At 49.1% G+C, this 16,604-nt stretch carries 15 protein-coding genes; 8 read left to right on the top strand and 7 right to left on the bottom strand.

The window, feature by feature from the left end:
• From mrdA to KG631_RS04460, 8 genes are all read left to right on the top strand, one after another.
• Window positions 1-1,869: a penicillin-binding protein 2 gene (gene mrdA, locus KG631_RS04495; protein WP_213995680.1), complete on the top strand. Its 1,869-nt coding sequence runs from the start codon at window positions 1-3 to the stop codon at window positions 1,867-1,869.
• Window positions 1,862-2,983, top strand: coding sequence for a rod shape-determining protein RodA (gene rodA / locus KG631_RS04490; protein WP_213995679.1), 1,122 nt, complete (start codon window positions 1,862-1,864; stop codon window positions 2,981-2,983). Before mrdA ends, rodA begins: the two co-directional genes overlap by 8 nt.
• Window positions 2,976-3,788 carry a septal ring lytic transglycosylase RlpA family protein gene (locus KG631_RS04485; RefSeq protein WP_213995678.1) on the top strand — a complete coding sequence of 271 codons (813 nt, stop codon included), beginning with the start codon at window positions 2,976-2,978 and terminating at the stop codon, window positions 3,786-3,788. Before rodA ends, KG631_RS04485 begins: the two co-directional genes overlap by 8 nt.
• Before the next feature lie 109 nt (window positions 3,789-3,897).
• Window positions 3,898-5,061: a serine hydrolase gene (locus KG631_RS04480; RefSeq protein WP_213995677.1), complete on the top strand. Its 1,164-nt coding sequence runs from the start codon at window positions 3,898-3,900 to the stop codon at window positions 5,059-5,061.
• A 122-nt stretch (window positions 5,062-5,183) separates the two neighbouring features.
• Window positions 5,184-5,465, top strand: a complete 282-nt coding sequence (gene ybeD, locus KG631_RS04475; RefSeq protein WP_213995676.1) for a DUF493 family protein YbeD — start codon at window positions 5,184-5,186, stop codon at window positions 5,463-5,465.
• Window positions 5,466-5,530: 65 nt separating this feature from the next.
• Window positions 5,531-6,193, top strand: coding sequence for a lipoyl(octanoyl) transferase LipB (gene lipB / locus KG631_RS04470; RefSeq protein ID WP_213995675.1), 663 nt, complete (start codon window positions 5,531-5,533; stop codon window positions 6,191-6,193).
• Window positions 6,186-7,151: a lipoyl synthase gene (lipA, locus tag KG631_RS04465; protein ID WP_213995674.1), complete on the top strand. Its 966-nt coding sequence runs from the start codon at window positions 6,186-6,188 to the stop codon at window positions 7,149-7,151. The genes lipB and lipA overlap by 8 nt, the downstream gene beginning before the upstream one ends.
• 126 nt (window positions 7,152-7,277) lie before the next feature.
• The gene (locus KG631_RS04460; protein WP_213995673.1) at window positions 7,278-7,643 is read left to right on the top strand and encodes a PilZ domain-containing protein; all 366 of its coding nucleotides are present in this window, start codon (window positions 7,278-7,280) and stop codon (window positions 7,641-7,643) included.
• A gap of 16 nt (window positions 7,644-7,659) precedes the next feature.
• On the opposite strand, the gene KG631_RS04455 is transcribed toward KG631_RS04460, so the two are convergent.
• From KG631_RS04455 to infB, 7 genes are all read right to left on the bottom strand, one after another.
• The gene (locus KG631_RS04455) at window positions 7,660-8,868 is read right to left on the bottom strand and encodes a hypothetical protein (RefSeq protein WP_213995672.1); all 1,209 of its coding nucleotides are present in this window, start codon (window positions 8,866-8,868) and stop codon (window positions 7,660-7,662) included.
• On the bottom strand, window positions 8,855-9,751 hold the full coding sequence (nlpI, locus tag KG631_RS04450; protein WP_213995671.1) for a lipoprotein NlpI: 897 nt from the start codon (window positions 9,749-9,751) through the stop codon (window positions 8,855-8,857). Before nlpI ends, KG631_RS04455 begins: the two co-directional genes overlap by 14 nt.
• A gap of 1 nt (window position 9,752) precedes the next feature.
• Entirely contained in the window at window positions 9,753-11,882 is a 2,130-nt protein-coding gene (gene pnp / locus KG631_RS04445; RefSeq protein ID WP_213995670.1) for a polyribonucleotide nucleotidyltransferase, read from the bottom strand.
• 189 nt (window positions 11,883-12,071) lie between these two features.
• Window positions 12,072-12,341: a 30S ribosomal protein S15 gene (gene rpsO, locus KG631_RS04440; RefSeq protein ID WP_097111796.1), complete on the bottom strand. Its 270-nt coding sequence runs from the start codon at window positions 12,339-12,341 to the stop codon at window positions 12,072-12,074.
• Window positions 12,342-12,440: 99 nt separating this feature from the next.
• Entirely contained in the window at window positions 12,441-13,394 is a 954-nt protein-coding gene (gene truB, locus KG631_RS04435) for a tRNA pseudouridine(55) synthase TruB (RefSeq protein ID WP_213995669.1), read from the bottom strand.
• Window positions 13,394-13,810 (bottom strand): 30S ribosome-binding factor RbfA, encoded by a 417-nt coding sequence (gene rbfA, locus KG631_RS04430; protein WP_097111798.1) that lies wholly within the window; start codon window positions 13,808-13,810, stop codon window positions 13,394-13,396. The genes truB and rbfA overlap by 1 nt, the downstream gene beginning before the upstream one ends.
• 86 nt (window positions 13,811-13,896) lie before the next feature.
• Complete coding sequence (infB, locus tag KG631_RS04425; protein ID WP_213995668.1) at window positions 13,897-16,581, bottom strand: translation initiation factor IF-2; 2,685 nt, start codon at window positions 16,579-16,581, stop codon at window positions 13,897-13,899.
• Window positions 16,582-16,604 lie beyond the last annotated feature (23 nt).

Raw genomic sequence — 16,604 nt, 5'->3', positions numbered from 1 at the left:
ATGCTGAAAAAACGCGTTGCCATGCAGGACATTGCCGCCGAAACCCGCCTGTTTAACAGCAGAGCGGTGGTTGCGATGCTGGTAGTCTGCGGCTTGTTCAGCGTGATATTGCTTAATATGTACAACCTGCAGGTACGCTCGCATCAGGATTATCAGATCCGCTCTGAAGGTAACCGGATAAAAGTGCTGCCGTTGGCGCCTAACCGCGGTTTAATCAGCGATCGCAACGGTATTTTACTGGCTGAAAACCGGCCGGTATTTTCGCTGGAACTGGTACCCGAACAAATTGATGATATCGAGACGACGCTGCGCAGACTGGCTCAGTTAATTGCGATATCCGCTGAGCAGCAACAGGATTTTCTGCAACAAGTCAGGCAGCAACGACGCTTTAACTCCATCGCCCTGAAAGAGCGGTTAGACGAGCAGGAAGTTGCAGTTATCTCGGTAAATTTGCACCGCTTTCCCGGCGTCACCGTAGAGGCCCGCTTAAGCCGGCATTATCCTTTTGGCGATTTATTTACTCATGCGCTGGGTTACATTGGCAAAATTAATACTGATGATTTGCGCCGGCTGGATGAACAAGGCCGGTTGGCAAATTATGCTGCCAGTCGCGAAATAGGCAAGCTGGGACTGGAGCGCTATTACGAAGAACAGCTGCACGGCACTATGGGCTTTCAGGAAGTGGAAGTAAATAACCGGGGCCGGGTTATCCGGGTATTGCGCTCAGTACCCGCCCGCTCAGGCAAAAACATCCGGCTGAGCCTGGATGTTGGCCTGCAGCTTACGGCACAGCAAACCCTCAATCAAAGCCGCGGCGCTATCGTCGCAATGGACCCTCGCGACGGTGCTGTGCTGGCATTTTATTCTAACCCGAGCTATGACCCGAATTTATTTGTCCATGGCATCAGCAGCAGTAACTACAATGCATTGTTACACTCACCAGACAGGCCACTGATCAATCGGGCTACCCAGGGTATCTATCCTCCTGCTTCGACCATCAAACCCCACCTGGCGCTGCTCGGGCTGGAAACTGATACCGTGCAACCCGATACTAAAGTCTGGGATCCGGGCTACTTTACCTTGCCAAACAGTGACCATCGTTTTCGGGACTGGAAACGCGGTGGCCATGGCTGGGTTGATGTTTACAGTGCGGTGGCCGAAAGTTGCGATATTTATTTCTATGATCTGGGGATAAAACTCGGCATTGATCGGATCTCGGACTATATGCGCCAGTTTGGGTTTGGTGAGCGCACCGGCATCGACATTCATGAAGAAGCCAGTGCCAATATGCCGTCACGCGGCTGGAAGCGGGCCCGCTTTAATCAACCCTGGTACCCGGGTGATACGGTACCACTGAGTATTGGGCAGAGCTTCTGGACCGCCACGCCTGTGCAGCTGGCTTTATCAACGGCTGTTATCGTCAATAAAGGCATGATGCCAACCCCCCATATGGCCGCTGAGCTGAGTTCTGCCGACAGTAGCGAGTTAGTCGACCCCGGGCTTCGTCCCGCTGTTAATGTTATTGACGAAAAGAACTGGGAGGTCGTGGCAGACACGATGGTGCGCACCGTAGCAACGCTGAAAGGAACCGCCCATCCGGCTTTTAAAAAAGCCCTGTACAGCTCTGCTGGCAAAACGGGCACCGCCCAGGTTGTCGCTATTGCTCAGGATGCAAAATACAATGCCGATGCCCTGGCAGAGCAACATCGCGACAATGCCATGTACATTGGCTATGCACCGGCAGACAACCCAACTGTGGTATTTGCAATTGCCGTTGAAAATACCGGCGGCGGCGGCAGTGTCGGCGCACCGATTGGCCGTCAGCTGCTGGATTATTATTTTTCAGCCGGAGTAAATAGCAATGAGTAGCACTATGGTCGACCCGGCGCAGCGTAGCGGCAAATTTGCTGCTTTTCATATTGACCTGCCACTGCTATTGGGTCTGCTGGCATTGCTGGCCTTCGGTCTGGTGATTTTATACAGTGCAACCGGCCAGAGCGAGACGATGATGAAAGCGCAGGTAATCCGGTTGGGGATTGCCTTAGCCGTTATGGTAGGCGTAGCCCAGCTAAGCCCGCAAACCATCCGGCGCTGGGCGGTTGCCCTGTTTAGTGTTGGCTTATTGATGCTGGTCGCTGTCCTGTTATTTGGTTATGTTGGCAAAGGCGCCCAGCGCTGGCTCGATTTAGGTTTTATGAAATTCCAGCCGTCAGAAATTATGAAATTGGCCGTACCGATGGCCGTGGCCTGGTTTATTGCCTCCCATAATCTGCCCCCCCGCGTATGGCACTTATTTATTGGTTTTCTAATGTGTGCCATTCCGACCCTGCTGATTGCCAAGCAACCAGATTTAGGCACCTCGTTGTTAATCGCGATGTCCGGCGTATTTGTGTTGTTTATGGCTGGCATGAGCTGGCGGCTGATAAGCTTTATTGCCGTGCTGGTATCAGCGTTTGCGCCGGTCATGTGGTATTTTTTAATGCATGATTATCAGCGACAACGGGTGCTGACATTTTTAAATCCGGAAACAGACCCCCTGGGCTCGGGCTATCATATCATCCAGTCAAAAATTGCTATTGGCTCTGGCGGTGTTGATGGCAAAGGCTGGTTACAAGGAACCCAATCACAACTGGAGTTTTTACCCGAGCGCCACACTGACTTTATTTTTTCAGTACTAAGTGAAGAATTTGGCCTGATTGGCGTGATTTTGTTGTTGGCGATTTATTTATTTATCATTGGCCGGGGTTTAATTATCGCCAGCAAAGCGCAGGATAATTTCAGCAAACTGGTGGCGGCCAGCTTTACCCTGACGTTTTTTGTTTATGTTTTTGTTAATATTGGCATGGTTTCAGGGTTATTGCCTGTGGTCGGCGTACCCTTGCCATTAGTCAGTTATGGCGGCACCTCTATGGTGACCCTGATGGCTGCATTTGGTGTGTTAATGTCGGTAAGTACCCATAAACGGATGTTAGCGAATGTTTAGACTTTATTATTGTTCAATAGTATCAGTGACGCTGATGATCCTGACAGGTTGCAGTTCGCCGTCACAACCCGTCTCACCAAATGCCGGTCGTTATCAGCAACAACAGGATAGTATCCCGACACGTTTGCCTACCTTACTGGAAATGACCGACCCCGCCCCCAAAGCTGAGCCGCTAAGTCGTGGTGGTAACCGGCCCTATCAGGTATTTGGTCAGCACTATTCACCAATAGCGGATATAACCACCTTTCAGGAAACAGGTATTGCGTCCTGGTATGGCAGTAAGTTTCACGGTCACCTGACATCGAATGGCGAAACTTACAATATGTTTGCCATGACAGCCGCCCATAAAACGCTGCCTCTTCCTTCCTATGTTAAAGTCACTAATCTTGACAATGGCCAGAGCGCGATAGTCCGGGTCAATGACCGTGGTCCTTTTCATCGCGACCGGATAATTGACTTGTCTTACTCGGCCGCCAGTAAAATAGGGATGTTGCAGCAGGGTACAGCCAGAGTTCAGTTAGAGCTTATAAAATCTCCGGCTATGCTGGCGCAAGACTTAGCCAGTACTAACCAACAGTGTTATATTCAGATCTTTGCCAGTACAGATAATGATAAGCTAAACCAGTTAAGTGCTGAAGTTGCCAGGAAACTGGCTGTACCAACCCAGATTCAGGCGGCAGATGGAATTTTCCGCTTACTAGTGGGTCCGAGTAAAGACAAGCGGCAAGCCCGGAGCTGGCTGGCTAAATTAAAAGCCAATCAATACCCCGGTGCCTATTTTTTTGACAGTGCCCTATGCAGTTAAACAAACAGTGCAGTTAAACAAAGGGTGCCGTTAAACTAAGGCAGTAATGAGCAAATGTTTGACATTAAATTTTACTTTCACTATTTCCAATAATAAAAGAACGGGTCTCATGAATAGTTATAGACGCATCATCACTTCCGGCATTGTTGCCATCAGTAGTTTTTGTTTCAGCAGTATCAGTCAGGCCCAGGTGGTGGTTCCGCAGGCACCCAGTGTTGCTGCAAAAGGCCATATCTTAATAGATTTCGATACCGGCAAGGTGTTGTCTGAAGAAAATGCCGATATGTCACTGTCGCCAGCCAGCCTGACCAAGATGATGACCAGTTACGTTATCGGTACCGAGCTGAAGAACGGCAATATCAGCCTGGATGACAAGGTCACTATCAGTGAAAAGGCCTGGGCCAAGAATTTCCCGGGTTCATCCCTGATGTTTATCGAGGTTGGCACTCAGGTAACCGTCGCTGACTTAAATAAAGGTATCATTATTCAGTCAGGCAATGATGCCTGTGTGGCGATGGCCGAACATATTGCCGGCAGTGAAAGCGCCTTTGTCGACCTGATGAATGCCCACGCTGAACGGCTTGGCATGCATAACACCCGTTTCGGTAACAGCCACGGTTTACCGGTTGCAGAGCAATACACTACCCCCAGAGATATGGCAAAGCTCTCGGTAGCCATGATCAGAGATGTACCGGAAGAGTACGCCATTTATGCTGAAAAAGAATTCACTTACAATAATATCCGCCAGTACAACCGTAATTCATTATTGTGGGATCGCAGCCTGGAAGTTGACGGCATTAAAACCGGCCACACCAGTGAAGCCGGTTATAGTTTAATTACCTCCGCCACCCGCGATGGTATGCGTCTGGTGTCGGTTGTAATGGGTGCTGACAGCGAGCGTGCCCGCGCCAATGAGAATAAAAAATTACTAAGTTACGGTTTCCGGTTCTTTGAAACCTTTTCACCTTATCAAAGTGGTGAGCAATTTGCCGAACAACGGATTTGGCAGGGTGATAAAGAGCAAATTAAACTTGGGTTACTACAAAGCACACCGATCACCATTGCCCGCGGCCAGCGTCGCAATCTGCAAGCTGATGTCAGCTTGAATCAGCAATTGATTGCCCCCATCAACAAGGGACAGGTTGTTGGCACTATCTACTTAAAACTGGAAGATCAAGATATTGCTGAGTATCCTTTGGTTGCACTGGAAGATGTCGGCCGCGGCGGCTTTTTCAGTCGGATGATTGATTACGTAAAAATGCAGTTTGAATAAACAGGTCAATGCCAGTCCAACAAGTCCCGGCAGCTGCCGGGATTTTTTGTTACAATGGCGGCCGATTTCAGCTGGCAGCCGGGCGAGTGGCAAACGGCAGTTGCGTTAATGAGAGTAAGCGTATGGCTAATGAAGTAAAAGACACCAAATTTGATCAGTACCTGGAGTTCCCTTGCCAGTTTAATTTTAAAGTGCTTGGTCTGGCAGAGCCTGAACTGGTAGACGCAGTGATGAGCGTGATATGTCGCCATACTGACGCCACAGACTACAGCCCCAGTGTCAAACCAAGTGCCAAAGGTAATTACCATTCAGTGTCGGTAAAAGTAACGGTGACCAGTAAAGACCACATTGAATTACTGTATACAGAGCTTGGCAAAATTGAACTGGTCCGCTACGTACTTTAATGTGCTGAACTCGCAATAGCCGCACAAATCGCTATAATGCAGCCAGTTTTTCAGCGGAGTAAACCGTGAGCCTCAGCCAGCAACTTGTGATCCGTGATTTAGGCAGCCAGGACTATACGCAGGTATGGCATGCTATGCAGCGTTTTACCGACCAGCGTGATGAGCACACAGCCGACGAGTTATGGCTACTTGAGCACCCTGCAGTATTTACCCAGGGCCAGGCCGGTAAAGCAGAGCACCTGTTGTTGCCCGGTGATATTCCAGTAGTAAAGGTAGACCGTGGCGGCCAGGTTACCTACCATGGTCCGGGCCAACTAGTGGTGTATGTGTTACTGGATATCAAGCGGCGTAAGCTGGGAGTTCGCGAGCTGGTTACCTTGCTTGAGCAGGTACTAATTAAATTGCTGGCCCAATATGGCGCCATTGCCAATGCCCGACCAGATGCACCCGGCGTATATATTGACGGTAAAAAAATAGCCTCACTGGGCTTACGGGTGCGAAAAGGCTGCACTTTTCATGGCCTGGCCCTGAATGTCGACATGGACCTCAGCCCGTTTCAGCGGATTAATCCCTGCGGCTATGCCGGCATGCAAATGATCCAGAGTAAAGATTATGGTGGCCCGCTGACAGTAAGCCAGGCCAAAACCGAAATCAGCAACATTTTTAAGCGGCTACTGGCCGTATCAGAACTGAGTTTTAAAACAGGGTTAGAGTGGCAAAATGACTAAAACAGCGCGTATGGAACCAGGTGTTAAATTACGTGACGCTGATAAAATGGCGTTAATTCCGGTTAAGGTATTACCAACCGAACCGGATGAAATGCTACGTAAGCCGTCCTGGCTAAAAATAAAACTGCCAAAAACGACCGAGCGGATCGACCAGATTAAAGGCGCCATGCGCAAACATGGCCTGCATTCTGTGTGCGAGGAAGCCGCCTGCCCTAACCTGCCGGAATGTTTTAATCACGGCACGGCAACCTTTATGATCCTCGGTGCTATCTGCACCCGTCGTTGCCCGTTTTGTGATGTGGCCCACGGCCGGCCGCTGCCACCCAGTGCCGAAGAGCCTGAAAAGCTGGCACTAACCATTCGTGACATGAAATTAAAGTATGTTGTTATTACTTCGGTTGATCGTGACGACTTACGTGACGGCGGTGCCCAGCACTTTGCCGACTGCATTACTGCCATCCGCAAATACAGCCCGGATATTAAAATTGAGGTATTAGTGCCGGATTTCCGTGGCCGGATGGATGTCGCGCTGGAAATTCTTAGTAAAAGCCCGCCAGATGTGTTTAACCACAACCTAGAAACCGCGCCTCGCCTGTACAAACTGGCCCGGCCTGGCGCTGACTATAAGTGGTCCCTCACCTTACTTAAGCGCTTTAAGCAGGCGCATCCAGAGGTGTCTACCAAGTCAGGCCTGATGGTTGGCTTAGGTGAGACCACCGACGAGCTGCTGCAGGTATTACAAGATTTACGTGAGCATGATGTCGATATGTTAACCGTGGGCCAGTATCTGCAACCCAGCAAACACCACTTACCGGTTAAGCGCTATATGCCACCAGCTGAATTTGATGAGATTAAACATTTTGCCAATAGCATCGGCTTTAAACACGCTGCTTGTGGTCCTTTTGTCCGCTCCAGCTACCATGCTGATCGCCAGGCCGCCGGGGAAGAAGTCAGTTAAAACTGTGATTCATTTTACCGTTAAGGCTGCTGATGCAGCCTTTTTCATTACTTTCTCATATTAGTCTTGTTATGTCATTTTCCGGCAAACCAGCTACACTTGCAGCAGTAATAAATTGGGGGATATATGGAGCAGCGACGTTTTAGCCGGGTCAGTTTTCAGGGGAAGGCACACCTTGAGACTGCAGAGCAAAGTTATCCCACCGAAGTGCTTGATTTATCTCTAAAAGGTGCCTTAATCAATATTCCATCGGGTTGGCGGCCTGAAGCAACGGGCCCGCTGATGTTGCGGGTGCATCTGAGTGACTATCCGCTTGATTTTAGTATGCAGGTTAGCGTAGCCCATCAACATGACGACGTGATTGGCTTACACTGCGATAAAATTGATCTGGAAAGTGCCGGCCATTTAAAGCGATTAATCGAACTTAACTTAGGCGATAGCCAGATATTAAGCCGTGAACTGTCTGAGTTGTCGGCTGACGAACACGTCTGAGGGCTTTGAAAAGGCTTTAAAGGTGCTGTAGCGCGTTAACGGCATCGTTGTAACCATGACCTGCAGCAAGCTGCATAAGTGCATGCCATTGCTGCCAGGCTTGTTGCTGGCGGGCCAAATAAGCAAAATAGTATTGCACCGGCATTATATTTTCAGGATGCTGCAATGCCCTGACCATTAGCTCTTTATATAATGCCGGCATCGCAGTCTGATATGATTCCATTGGGTTAATTGTTGCCACCACCCGGTACGCTTGCTGCTCCGTAGCCTGACAGGTATTAACCGCTTCAAGTTTAACCTTGCCCCTTGCTGTATTTGTCGCTGGCAGCCATTGCTCGCGCCAGGAGGCAAGGGTTGCTGGCGCATTGTCAAATAACAGATTGGTAGCATAAGAGCCCGGACGGCACAAGTTATCTGCTGCCTGGCGGCTTAATGGGTATTCGTCAATAAAACCTAATACATGCATAAACTCATGCTGTAATAGTGCCAGGCTGGCAGTATCGGGCAATTGAATTATGCCGTTGTTGTAACTGGCCAGCCCCTGGCCAGCAATAATTAATAACTGGCTGAATTGTCCTGCTAACACCTGGCTGGTTAACGCAGCGTAATTACAGCTAATCCGCTTTTCAGCGTGTTCTGTACAGTGCAGCTCAGTAGCATTTACTTTTACTAAGTCATTAAAACAGACCGGCAATTGACTCAATAACGGGTCTTCAGCCCAAGCCATTCGTAAATGCTGCCAACGCGCTATACCGGCTTGCTGACTCGCCACCGGCTGAACTGTAAGGTTACAACCGGCAACCGCCTGGTAACCGCTGTTAGCGGTAGCTGCTGGTGCAGCTTGCCATAAACCCAGTGCTGCCCGTTGCTGCTCACTTACCATCGCAGCATTTAATTGCGCGTTGTCCAGCGATTTTTCCAGCCACTTTGCCGTGGCTAACCGCCCTTCTAACCGCTGCTGTAGTTTAAGCGCATGACTTAAACCGTCGTGATCTCCAAGCTGTGCAGCCTGCCGGAACCAGCGTAAAGCGTCATTTAGCTCTTTGTCAGCCAGACGCTGGCGGCCCAGTTGCATCGCAGCTGCTGACTCAGTGGTCGCTTGTTGGATTAACTGCTGCTGGCTTACAGGTTCAGTGTGTGGCGAACAGCCGACCAGCAATAATGCAAAAAAGCCAGCGAACCGGCTTTTCAATAACATTAGGTTGCTGGAACTAATGGAACGCATCAGTCTCACCTGAGAGCTTTTCCCCTCTCAGTCTGGCCATTTCCAGCCTTGCATACCTGTGCTCAACAAATTCATAAACATTTGTTGCCAGTACCTTTTTGTAGTATTCGATGGCATGTTCAGGACGTTTTTTTGCTTCATGCCATTTGGCCAGATAAAAATACACTTCGCATAAACGCTCAGCTAAAAGCCGCGGTCCATCAAGCTCTTCAAGCACAGAGTTCAGCAGTTGCTGCTCAGAAATATCTCCATGATAAAAGCGAACAATGTTAGTCGCCCAGTCATCTGTTGCCAATGCGGCCAGATTCGCGGTCAACCGCTCGTTAGCCTTAGTCTCAGACAGATCGGACTCGGCCAGATACAACCACACCACCCGGTAAGGATCGGCGGGGCGTAATTCCAGAAACCGGACAAAATCAGGCACTGCCAGATCTGCGCGGTCGGCATAATACAGTGCTATACCCCGGTTCAGGTATGCATATTCGTAATCGGGAGCAAGCTCCAGTGCCGAGTCAAAGGCTTCATAAGCCTGATCAAAATTACCGCTAAGAGTGTAATGAATACCGACAAAATTGTAGGCATCTGCCATATCGGGTTTCAACCGTAGTGCCCGCATAAAATCGAGCCGGGCGAGTGAGCGCAAGCCTGCGCTGTCATACATAACGCCACGGTCATAATATAAACGTGCTGACTGCTCTTCAGTTAACTCAGCACGTTGCAGAATTTCGGTTAAGCGGGCGATAGCCAGCTCAGTTCGATAAGGTACCGCCAGCGGCTCTGGCGTTAGCCAGGCCGCAGACGATGACGGTTGCGTTGTAGCGCAACCGCTTAAGGTAAGTAGCGCCAATATCAGCGCTGCCACACCAGTTTTAACGCTAACCATATTATGCGTCTTGCTCTGCGTTAGCTGCCGCTTCGGCCGGTTTAGTATTGGCTTCTTTAATACTCAACCGCACCCGGCCCTGCTTGTCGACTTCCAGTACTTTCACCGCAACTTTCTGGCCTAACTGCAAGTGTTCAGAGACATTGCTTACCCGCTCATCAGAGATTTGCGAAATATGCACTAAGCCGTCTTTGCCTGGTAACACGTTAACGAAAGCGCCGAAGTCAACAATCCGCACCACTTCGCCCTGATAGATAGCACCCACTTCAATATCCGCGGTAATAGCATTGATTTTATCAATGGCAATTTGCGCGGCTTTAGCCGTAGTTGCAGCAATTTTAATACTGCCATCATCTTCCAGCTCAATCGTGGTGCCTGACTCTTCGGTGATCTGACGGATAACTGCACCACCTTTACCGATAACCTCACGGATTTTCTCCGGGTTAATCTTCATGGTGTAGATACGCGGCGCGTACTCCGACATTTCTTTACGGTGACCGCTAATCGCCTGGTCCATCACGTTCAGGATATGCAAACGGGCCGCTTTGGCCTGCTTTAACGCAGTTTGCATAATTTCCTGAGTGATACCGTCGATTTTAATGTCCATCTGCAGCGCGGTAATACCTTCAGTGGTACCGGCTACTTTAAAGTCCATATCGCCTAAGTGATCTTCATCGCCTAAAATATCTGACAACACAACAAAGTCGTCGCCCTCTTTTACCAGACCCATGGCAATACCAGCTACTGAGGCTTTAATCGGTACACCAGCATCCATCAGGGCCAATGACGAACCGCAAACTGATGCCATTGAGCTGGAGCCGTTTGATTCGGTAATTTCAGACACGATACGTACAGTGTAGGGGAAGTCTTCAAAATCAGGCATCACTGCTAACACACCGCGCTTGGCTAAACGGCCATGACCGATTTCGCGGCGTTTTGGTGAGCCAACCATGCCGGTTTCACCCACACAGTACGGAGGGAAGTTATAGTGCAGCATAAAGGTATCGGTTTTCTGACTTAATAAGTCATCGATATTCTGAGCATCACGGGCGGTACCTAAAGTACAGGTTACCAGCGCCTGGGTTTCACCACGGGTAAACAATGACGAACCATGAGTACGCGGCAATACGCCGGTCATTACGCTTAAACCACGGATCATTTCCGGATCACGGCCATCGATACGTGGCTCGCCTTTGGTAATGCGGCTGCGTACGACTTTACTTTCCAGGTCGTGGAAAATATCACCAAACTCGCTTTTGTCCAGCTCTTCGCCTTCCGCCAGCTCTTCGGTCAATTTAGCGTGCAATGCTGATTTAATTTCAGCAATACGCTCATAACGTTTGGCTTTTTCAGTGATCTGATATGCTGCACCAATATCTGCGGTAGCCAGTTCAGCCACTTTAGCGATTAATGGCAGGTTTTTCGCAGGTGCCTGCCAGTTCCAGGCGGGTTTTGCACCTTCAGCTGCCAATTCGTTGATGGCATTAATCGCCGTTTGCATTTGCTCATGGCCATACATCACTGCGCCTAACATAACGTCTTCAGACAAAATATTGGCTTCAGATTCCACCATCAGTACTGCATTATGTGTACCGGCAACCACTAAGTCCAGTTTCGAGCTTTTCAGCTCTTCTTCTGATGGGTTTAGCACATACTGATTATTAACATAACCGACACGCGCGGCACCGATAGGGCCAGCGAACGGAATACCTGATAAAGCCAGCGCCGCTGAAGTACCAATTAACGCCACGATATCGGGCTGAATTTCCGGTTGTACTGATACAACAGTAGCAATAACCTGAACTTCATTGTTAAAACCTTCCGGGAATAACGGACGAATAGGCCGGTCGATTAAACGGCTGGTCAGGGTTTCACCCTCACTGGGCCGGCCTTCACGTTTAAAAAAGCCGCCCGGGATCCGGCCAGCTGCATACATTTTTTCCTGGTAATTAACGGTTAACGGAAAGAAATCCTGACCAGGTTTAGGTTCTTTCTTACCCACTACTGTTACTAAAACGGAGGTATCTCCCAGGCTGGCCAGCACTGCGGCATCTGCCTGACGGGCGATAACGCCGGTTTCTAAAGTAAAGGTATGTTGGCCAAACTGAAATGATTTTACGATGGGAGTCACGTGTGTATTTCCTTAATCTTAATCGCCGAATTGCGATGTCTTTCTCTGTGTTTTCTGCCTGCACAGTATACTCTGTAACCTGTTACAAAAGATAGTTCAGTAAAAAAAGCGCTAAAAAATATTCCTGTGAAAAATCCATAAAAAAAGAGGCTGAAAAGCCTCTTTTTTTGCTACGTTATCGCTTAGCGATTAACGACGTAAACCTAAACGACCGATCAGGGTAGTGTAACGGCTCTGATCTTTGCCTTTTAAGTAATCTAACAGCTTACGGCGCTGGCTAACCATCCGTAACAAACCACGACGAGAATGGAAGTCGTGCTTGTGCTCGGCAAAGTGGCCTTGCAGGTGAGTGATTGACGCAGTTAACAGGGCAACCTGTACTTCTGGTGAACCAGTATCGCCTTCTTTTACAGCGTAGTCAGCAACAATTTTTGCTTTATCAGCAGCGCTTAATGACATATTTAACTCCAATGTGAGTGAACTAAAATAAGGGAATCGCCGATCACTCATCCAGCAGACCCCAGAAAATCCGGCGTATAATAGCACTTTGCCGCCTTTTTACAAGGTGTTTGTCTCTACAGCCGGCTTTTGTACGGCACTGGTGTTGAGTAAGCGGCGTGAACTCAGCACCCCCTGCTGTATCCGGCCAATACCGATAAAGACATCAGCCGGCCCCAGTAACCTGATAGCTTCAATATCATCTGCCGTAACACTGCAATTCTGGCCATGTTGTAGCTGATGTTGCTGCTCAAGGCTTAGCTGCAACGCAGGCATAGTAACAATACCCGCATCCAACGGCAGCAACAACGCATCCAGCGCGTTAAAATCTGTAGAAGTATGGCAGTGCTCTGCCAACACCTCTAATTGCGTTGGTGATACCATCTGCTCAGCGGTAAAAGGCCCGACCTGAGTACGGTGTAACTTACTGACATGGCCACCACAACCCAGTAGCTCACCTAAATCATCAATCAGGGTGCGGATATACGTGCCTTTGGAGCAATGCACAATAAAATCAGCAGAGTTGCCAGCGCGATTTAACAGTTCAAACCGGAAAATACTAATTGGCCGCGCTTCACGCTCTATGGTAATACCCTGCCGCGCATATTTGTATAGCGGCTGGCCCTGATGTTTTAACGCCGAGTACATGGTGGGCACTTGCAGAATATCACCACGTAACGATTGTAGGGCTTGTTCTAATTCGGTGTCAGTAAAACTGACCGGCCGTTCACTGATCACTTCACCTTCTGAATCGCTGGTACTGGTACGAATACCAAAACACGCAGTGACCAGATAAGTTTTATCGGTATCAAGCAGAAACTGACTGAACTTGGTCGCTTCACCAAAACAAACAGGCAGTAAACCGGAGGCCAGTGGGTCCAGCGCACCGGTATGACCGGCTTTTTGCGCCTGATACAACCAGCGGACCCGCTGCAAAATACCATTGCTGCTTACTTCAAGCGGTTTATCCAGTAACAGAATGCCATTGACTGCTCTGGCATTTTTTCGCGCCATTACTCATCGGCTCCGTCGCTGTCAGTGGGCTCCAGGCCGGCGTCTTTGCGCTTGCGCTCATCTTCCTGACGAACTGAGGCCACTAAACTCGCCATCCTGATACCTTCGTTCAATGACTGATCAAAGGCAAAGCGGATATGCGGCACGATCCTGGTCTGAATCCGCTTACCAATTAAACTACGTACATAGCCAGCGGCATCATTGAGGATTTTAAGGTTATCTTCAACCTTGCTGTCATCCATGCCTAAAAAGGTTACAAACACCTTAGCATGTGACAGATCACGTGATACTTCGACATCAGACACGGTAATCATTGAATGCAGGCGCGGATCTTTAATTTCGCGCTGCAGAATAACTGCCATCTCTTTTTTTATATGTTGTGACAACCGGTCAACGCGGGAGAATTCTTTTGCCATAATTGTCTAATCCAAATTTGGTACCGGGGAGAACACAACAGGGGCACTAAAGGCCCCTGTACTATGTTTTACTGGCCAGCGGTACTTTATAAAGTACGTTCAACCTGAATGGTTTCAAATACTTCTATCTGATCGCCTTCGCGAACATCGTTGTAGTTTTTCACGCCGATACCGCACTCAAAGCCATTTCTGACTTCGTTAACATCGTCTTTAAAGCGACGCAGCGATTCCAGTTCACCCTCGAAAATAACCACGTTGTCACGTAGTACCCGAATTGGTGCATGACGTTTAATCATACCTTCAGTCACCATACAACCAGCAATGGCACCAAACTTCGGTGAACGGAACACATCCCGCACCTGAGCTAAACCAATAATTTGCTGTTTAAACTCTGGCGCCAACATACCGGTCATTGCCGCTCTGACTTCGTCTAACAGTTCATAAATGATACTGTAGTAACGCAGGTCAAGGCCTTCATCTTCAATCATCTTACGAGCAGACGCATCAGCACGAACGTTAAAACCAATGATAATGGCTTGTGACGCCGCAGCAAGGGTAACGTCGGTTTCGGTAATACCACCTACACCACTGCCGATGATTTTAATTTTCACTTCATCAGTAGACAGTTTAGCCAGTGATTCAGAAATCGCCTGCACTGAACCCTGTACGTCGCCTTTTAATACCAGATTAAGCTCTGATACATCGCCTTCTTCCATGTTGGCAAACATGTTTTCCAGCTTGGCTTTTTGCTGACGGGCCAGTTTCACATCACGGAATTTACCCTGACGGTACAAGGCAACTTCCCGGGCTTTACGCTCATCTTTCACCACGGTAACTTCGTCACCCGCCTGTGGCACACCCGACAGGCCCAGTATTTCAACCGGAATAGACGGACCGGCAACTTTAATTTCGCGACCATTTTCGTCACGCATTGCCCGTACCCGGCCGTACTCAAAGCCACACAGCACGATATCGCCCTGGTTTAGCGTCCCTTCCTGCACCAGAATTGAAGCAACCGGGCCACGACCTTTATCAAGCCGGGACTCGATAACAGCACCGCGGGCCAGGCCGTTTTTCACCGCTTTTAATTCCAGCAGTTCAGCCTGGTTAAGAATGGCTTCCAGCAGGTCATCAATACCCTGGCCAGATTTCGCCGATACCTGAACAAACTGAGTATCACCGCCCCACTCTTCAGAAATGACATCAAACTGGGATAACTCGTTACGAACCCGATCTGGATCAGCTTCAGGCTTATCAATTTTGTTGACCGCGACAACTAAGGGCACGCCTGCTGCTTTCGCATGCTGAATCGCTTCCTTAGTTTGTGGCATTACGCCATCATCGGCGGCAACAACCAGAATTACAATATCAGTAGCTTTAGCACCACGAGCCCGCATTGAGGTAAAGGCAGCGTGACCCGGCGTATCCAGGAAAGTAACCATACCGCGGTCTGTTTCAACATGATACGCACCAATGTGCTGAGTAATACCGCCGGCTTCACCGTCAGCGACTTTGGCTTTACGGATGTAATCCAGCAGTGAGGTTTTACCATGGTCAACGTGACCCATAACGGTTACTACCGGTGCGCGCGGCTCAAGCTCACCTTCGCCGGCACGGTCTGACATCACCGCTTCTTCTAACTCGTTTTCTTTAGTCAGGGTGAATTTGTGGCCCATTTCTTCACAAACAATGGCCGCTGTTTCCTGATCAATCACCTGATTAATGGTCGCCATGGCGCCCATTTTCATCATGGTTTTAATGACTTCAGACGCTTTTACGGCCATTTTCGCTGCCAGTTCGGCAACAGTAATGGTTTCACCAATTTTCACTTCGCGCTCTACCGGCTGCGCAGGCTTGTTAAAACCGTGCTGCATACTGGTTGGCGTTTTCTTTTTCTTGGTATGACGGTTAGCACGATTGAAGGCTTCTTTATCGTTGCCGTCATCTTTCTTTTTGCCTTTAGCAGCTGGGGCTTTTTTACCCACACCACGACGTCCGGCCCGTTCTTCTTTCGCGTCAACTTCGTCTTCAGCTTGTTTAGCAAACTCGTTACTGGTCAGGTGGTAGTCGTCTTTTTCAGTAGACTTGGCTTTCTCTTCCTGCGCCCAACGCTCACTGTTTTCTTCCGCCAGTTTACGGGCAGCTTCAGCCTGTTTTTTAGCTTCTTCTTCCAGTTTGCGTAAGGCTTCGGCTTCCTGCTGCTGACGAATATGCTCAGCTTCACGCTTCGCTTCTTCTTTAGCCGCCCGGCGTGCCGCCTCCTCAGGGTCATCTTTTAACAGTTGCGCCTGCTTGGCTTCTTCGCGTTTTTTCGCTTCAGCAGCTTTGCGCTCTGCTTCTTCTTTTGCTTTTGCTGCAGCGATTTCACGCGCTTTCTGCTCCGCTTCCTGCTTGGCGCGGTTTGCTTCGGCATTGGCTTTTTCTTCAGCTAAACGCGCTTCTTCCTGCGCCTTCAACGTCGCTTCATCCACAACCGGTTTTTTGATATAGGTTTTTTGCTTACGCACTTCTACCTGAATTTCGCGATTGCGTCCGGCACCGCCGGCCACACTTAAGGTGGTTTTTTCTTTACGCTTCAGAGTAAGTTTTGATGGTTCTGACGATTTACCACCGTGCTGCTTACTTAAATGCAACAGCAAGGTTTTTTTCTCATCTTCAGATACTTGCTGCCCTGCAGCTTTAGTAATACCTGCATCAGCAAATTGTTGTACTAACCGATCAACAGTTGTACCGACATCACTGGCCAGCTTCTCTATGGTGACTTCTGCCATTTGTGTTGTTACCTCCGTTGACT

Origin of the sequence: Arsukibacterium sp., assembly GCF_018402695.1 — a bacterium.
Taxonomy (GTDB): Bacteria; Pseudomonadota; Gammaproteobacteria; order Enterobacterales; family Alteromonadaceae; genus Alishewanella.
This window is presented reverse-complemented; position numbering and strand designations above follow the sequence as displayed.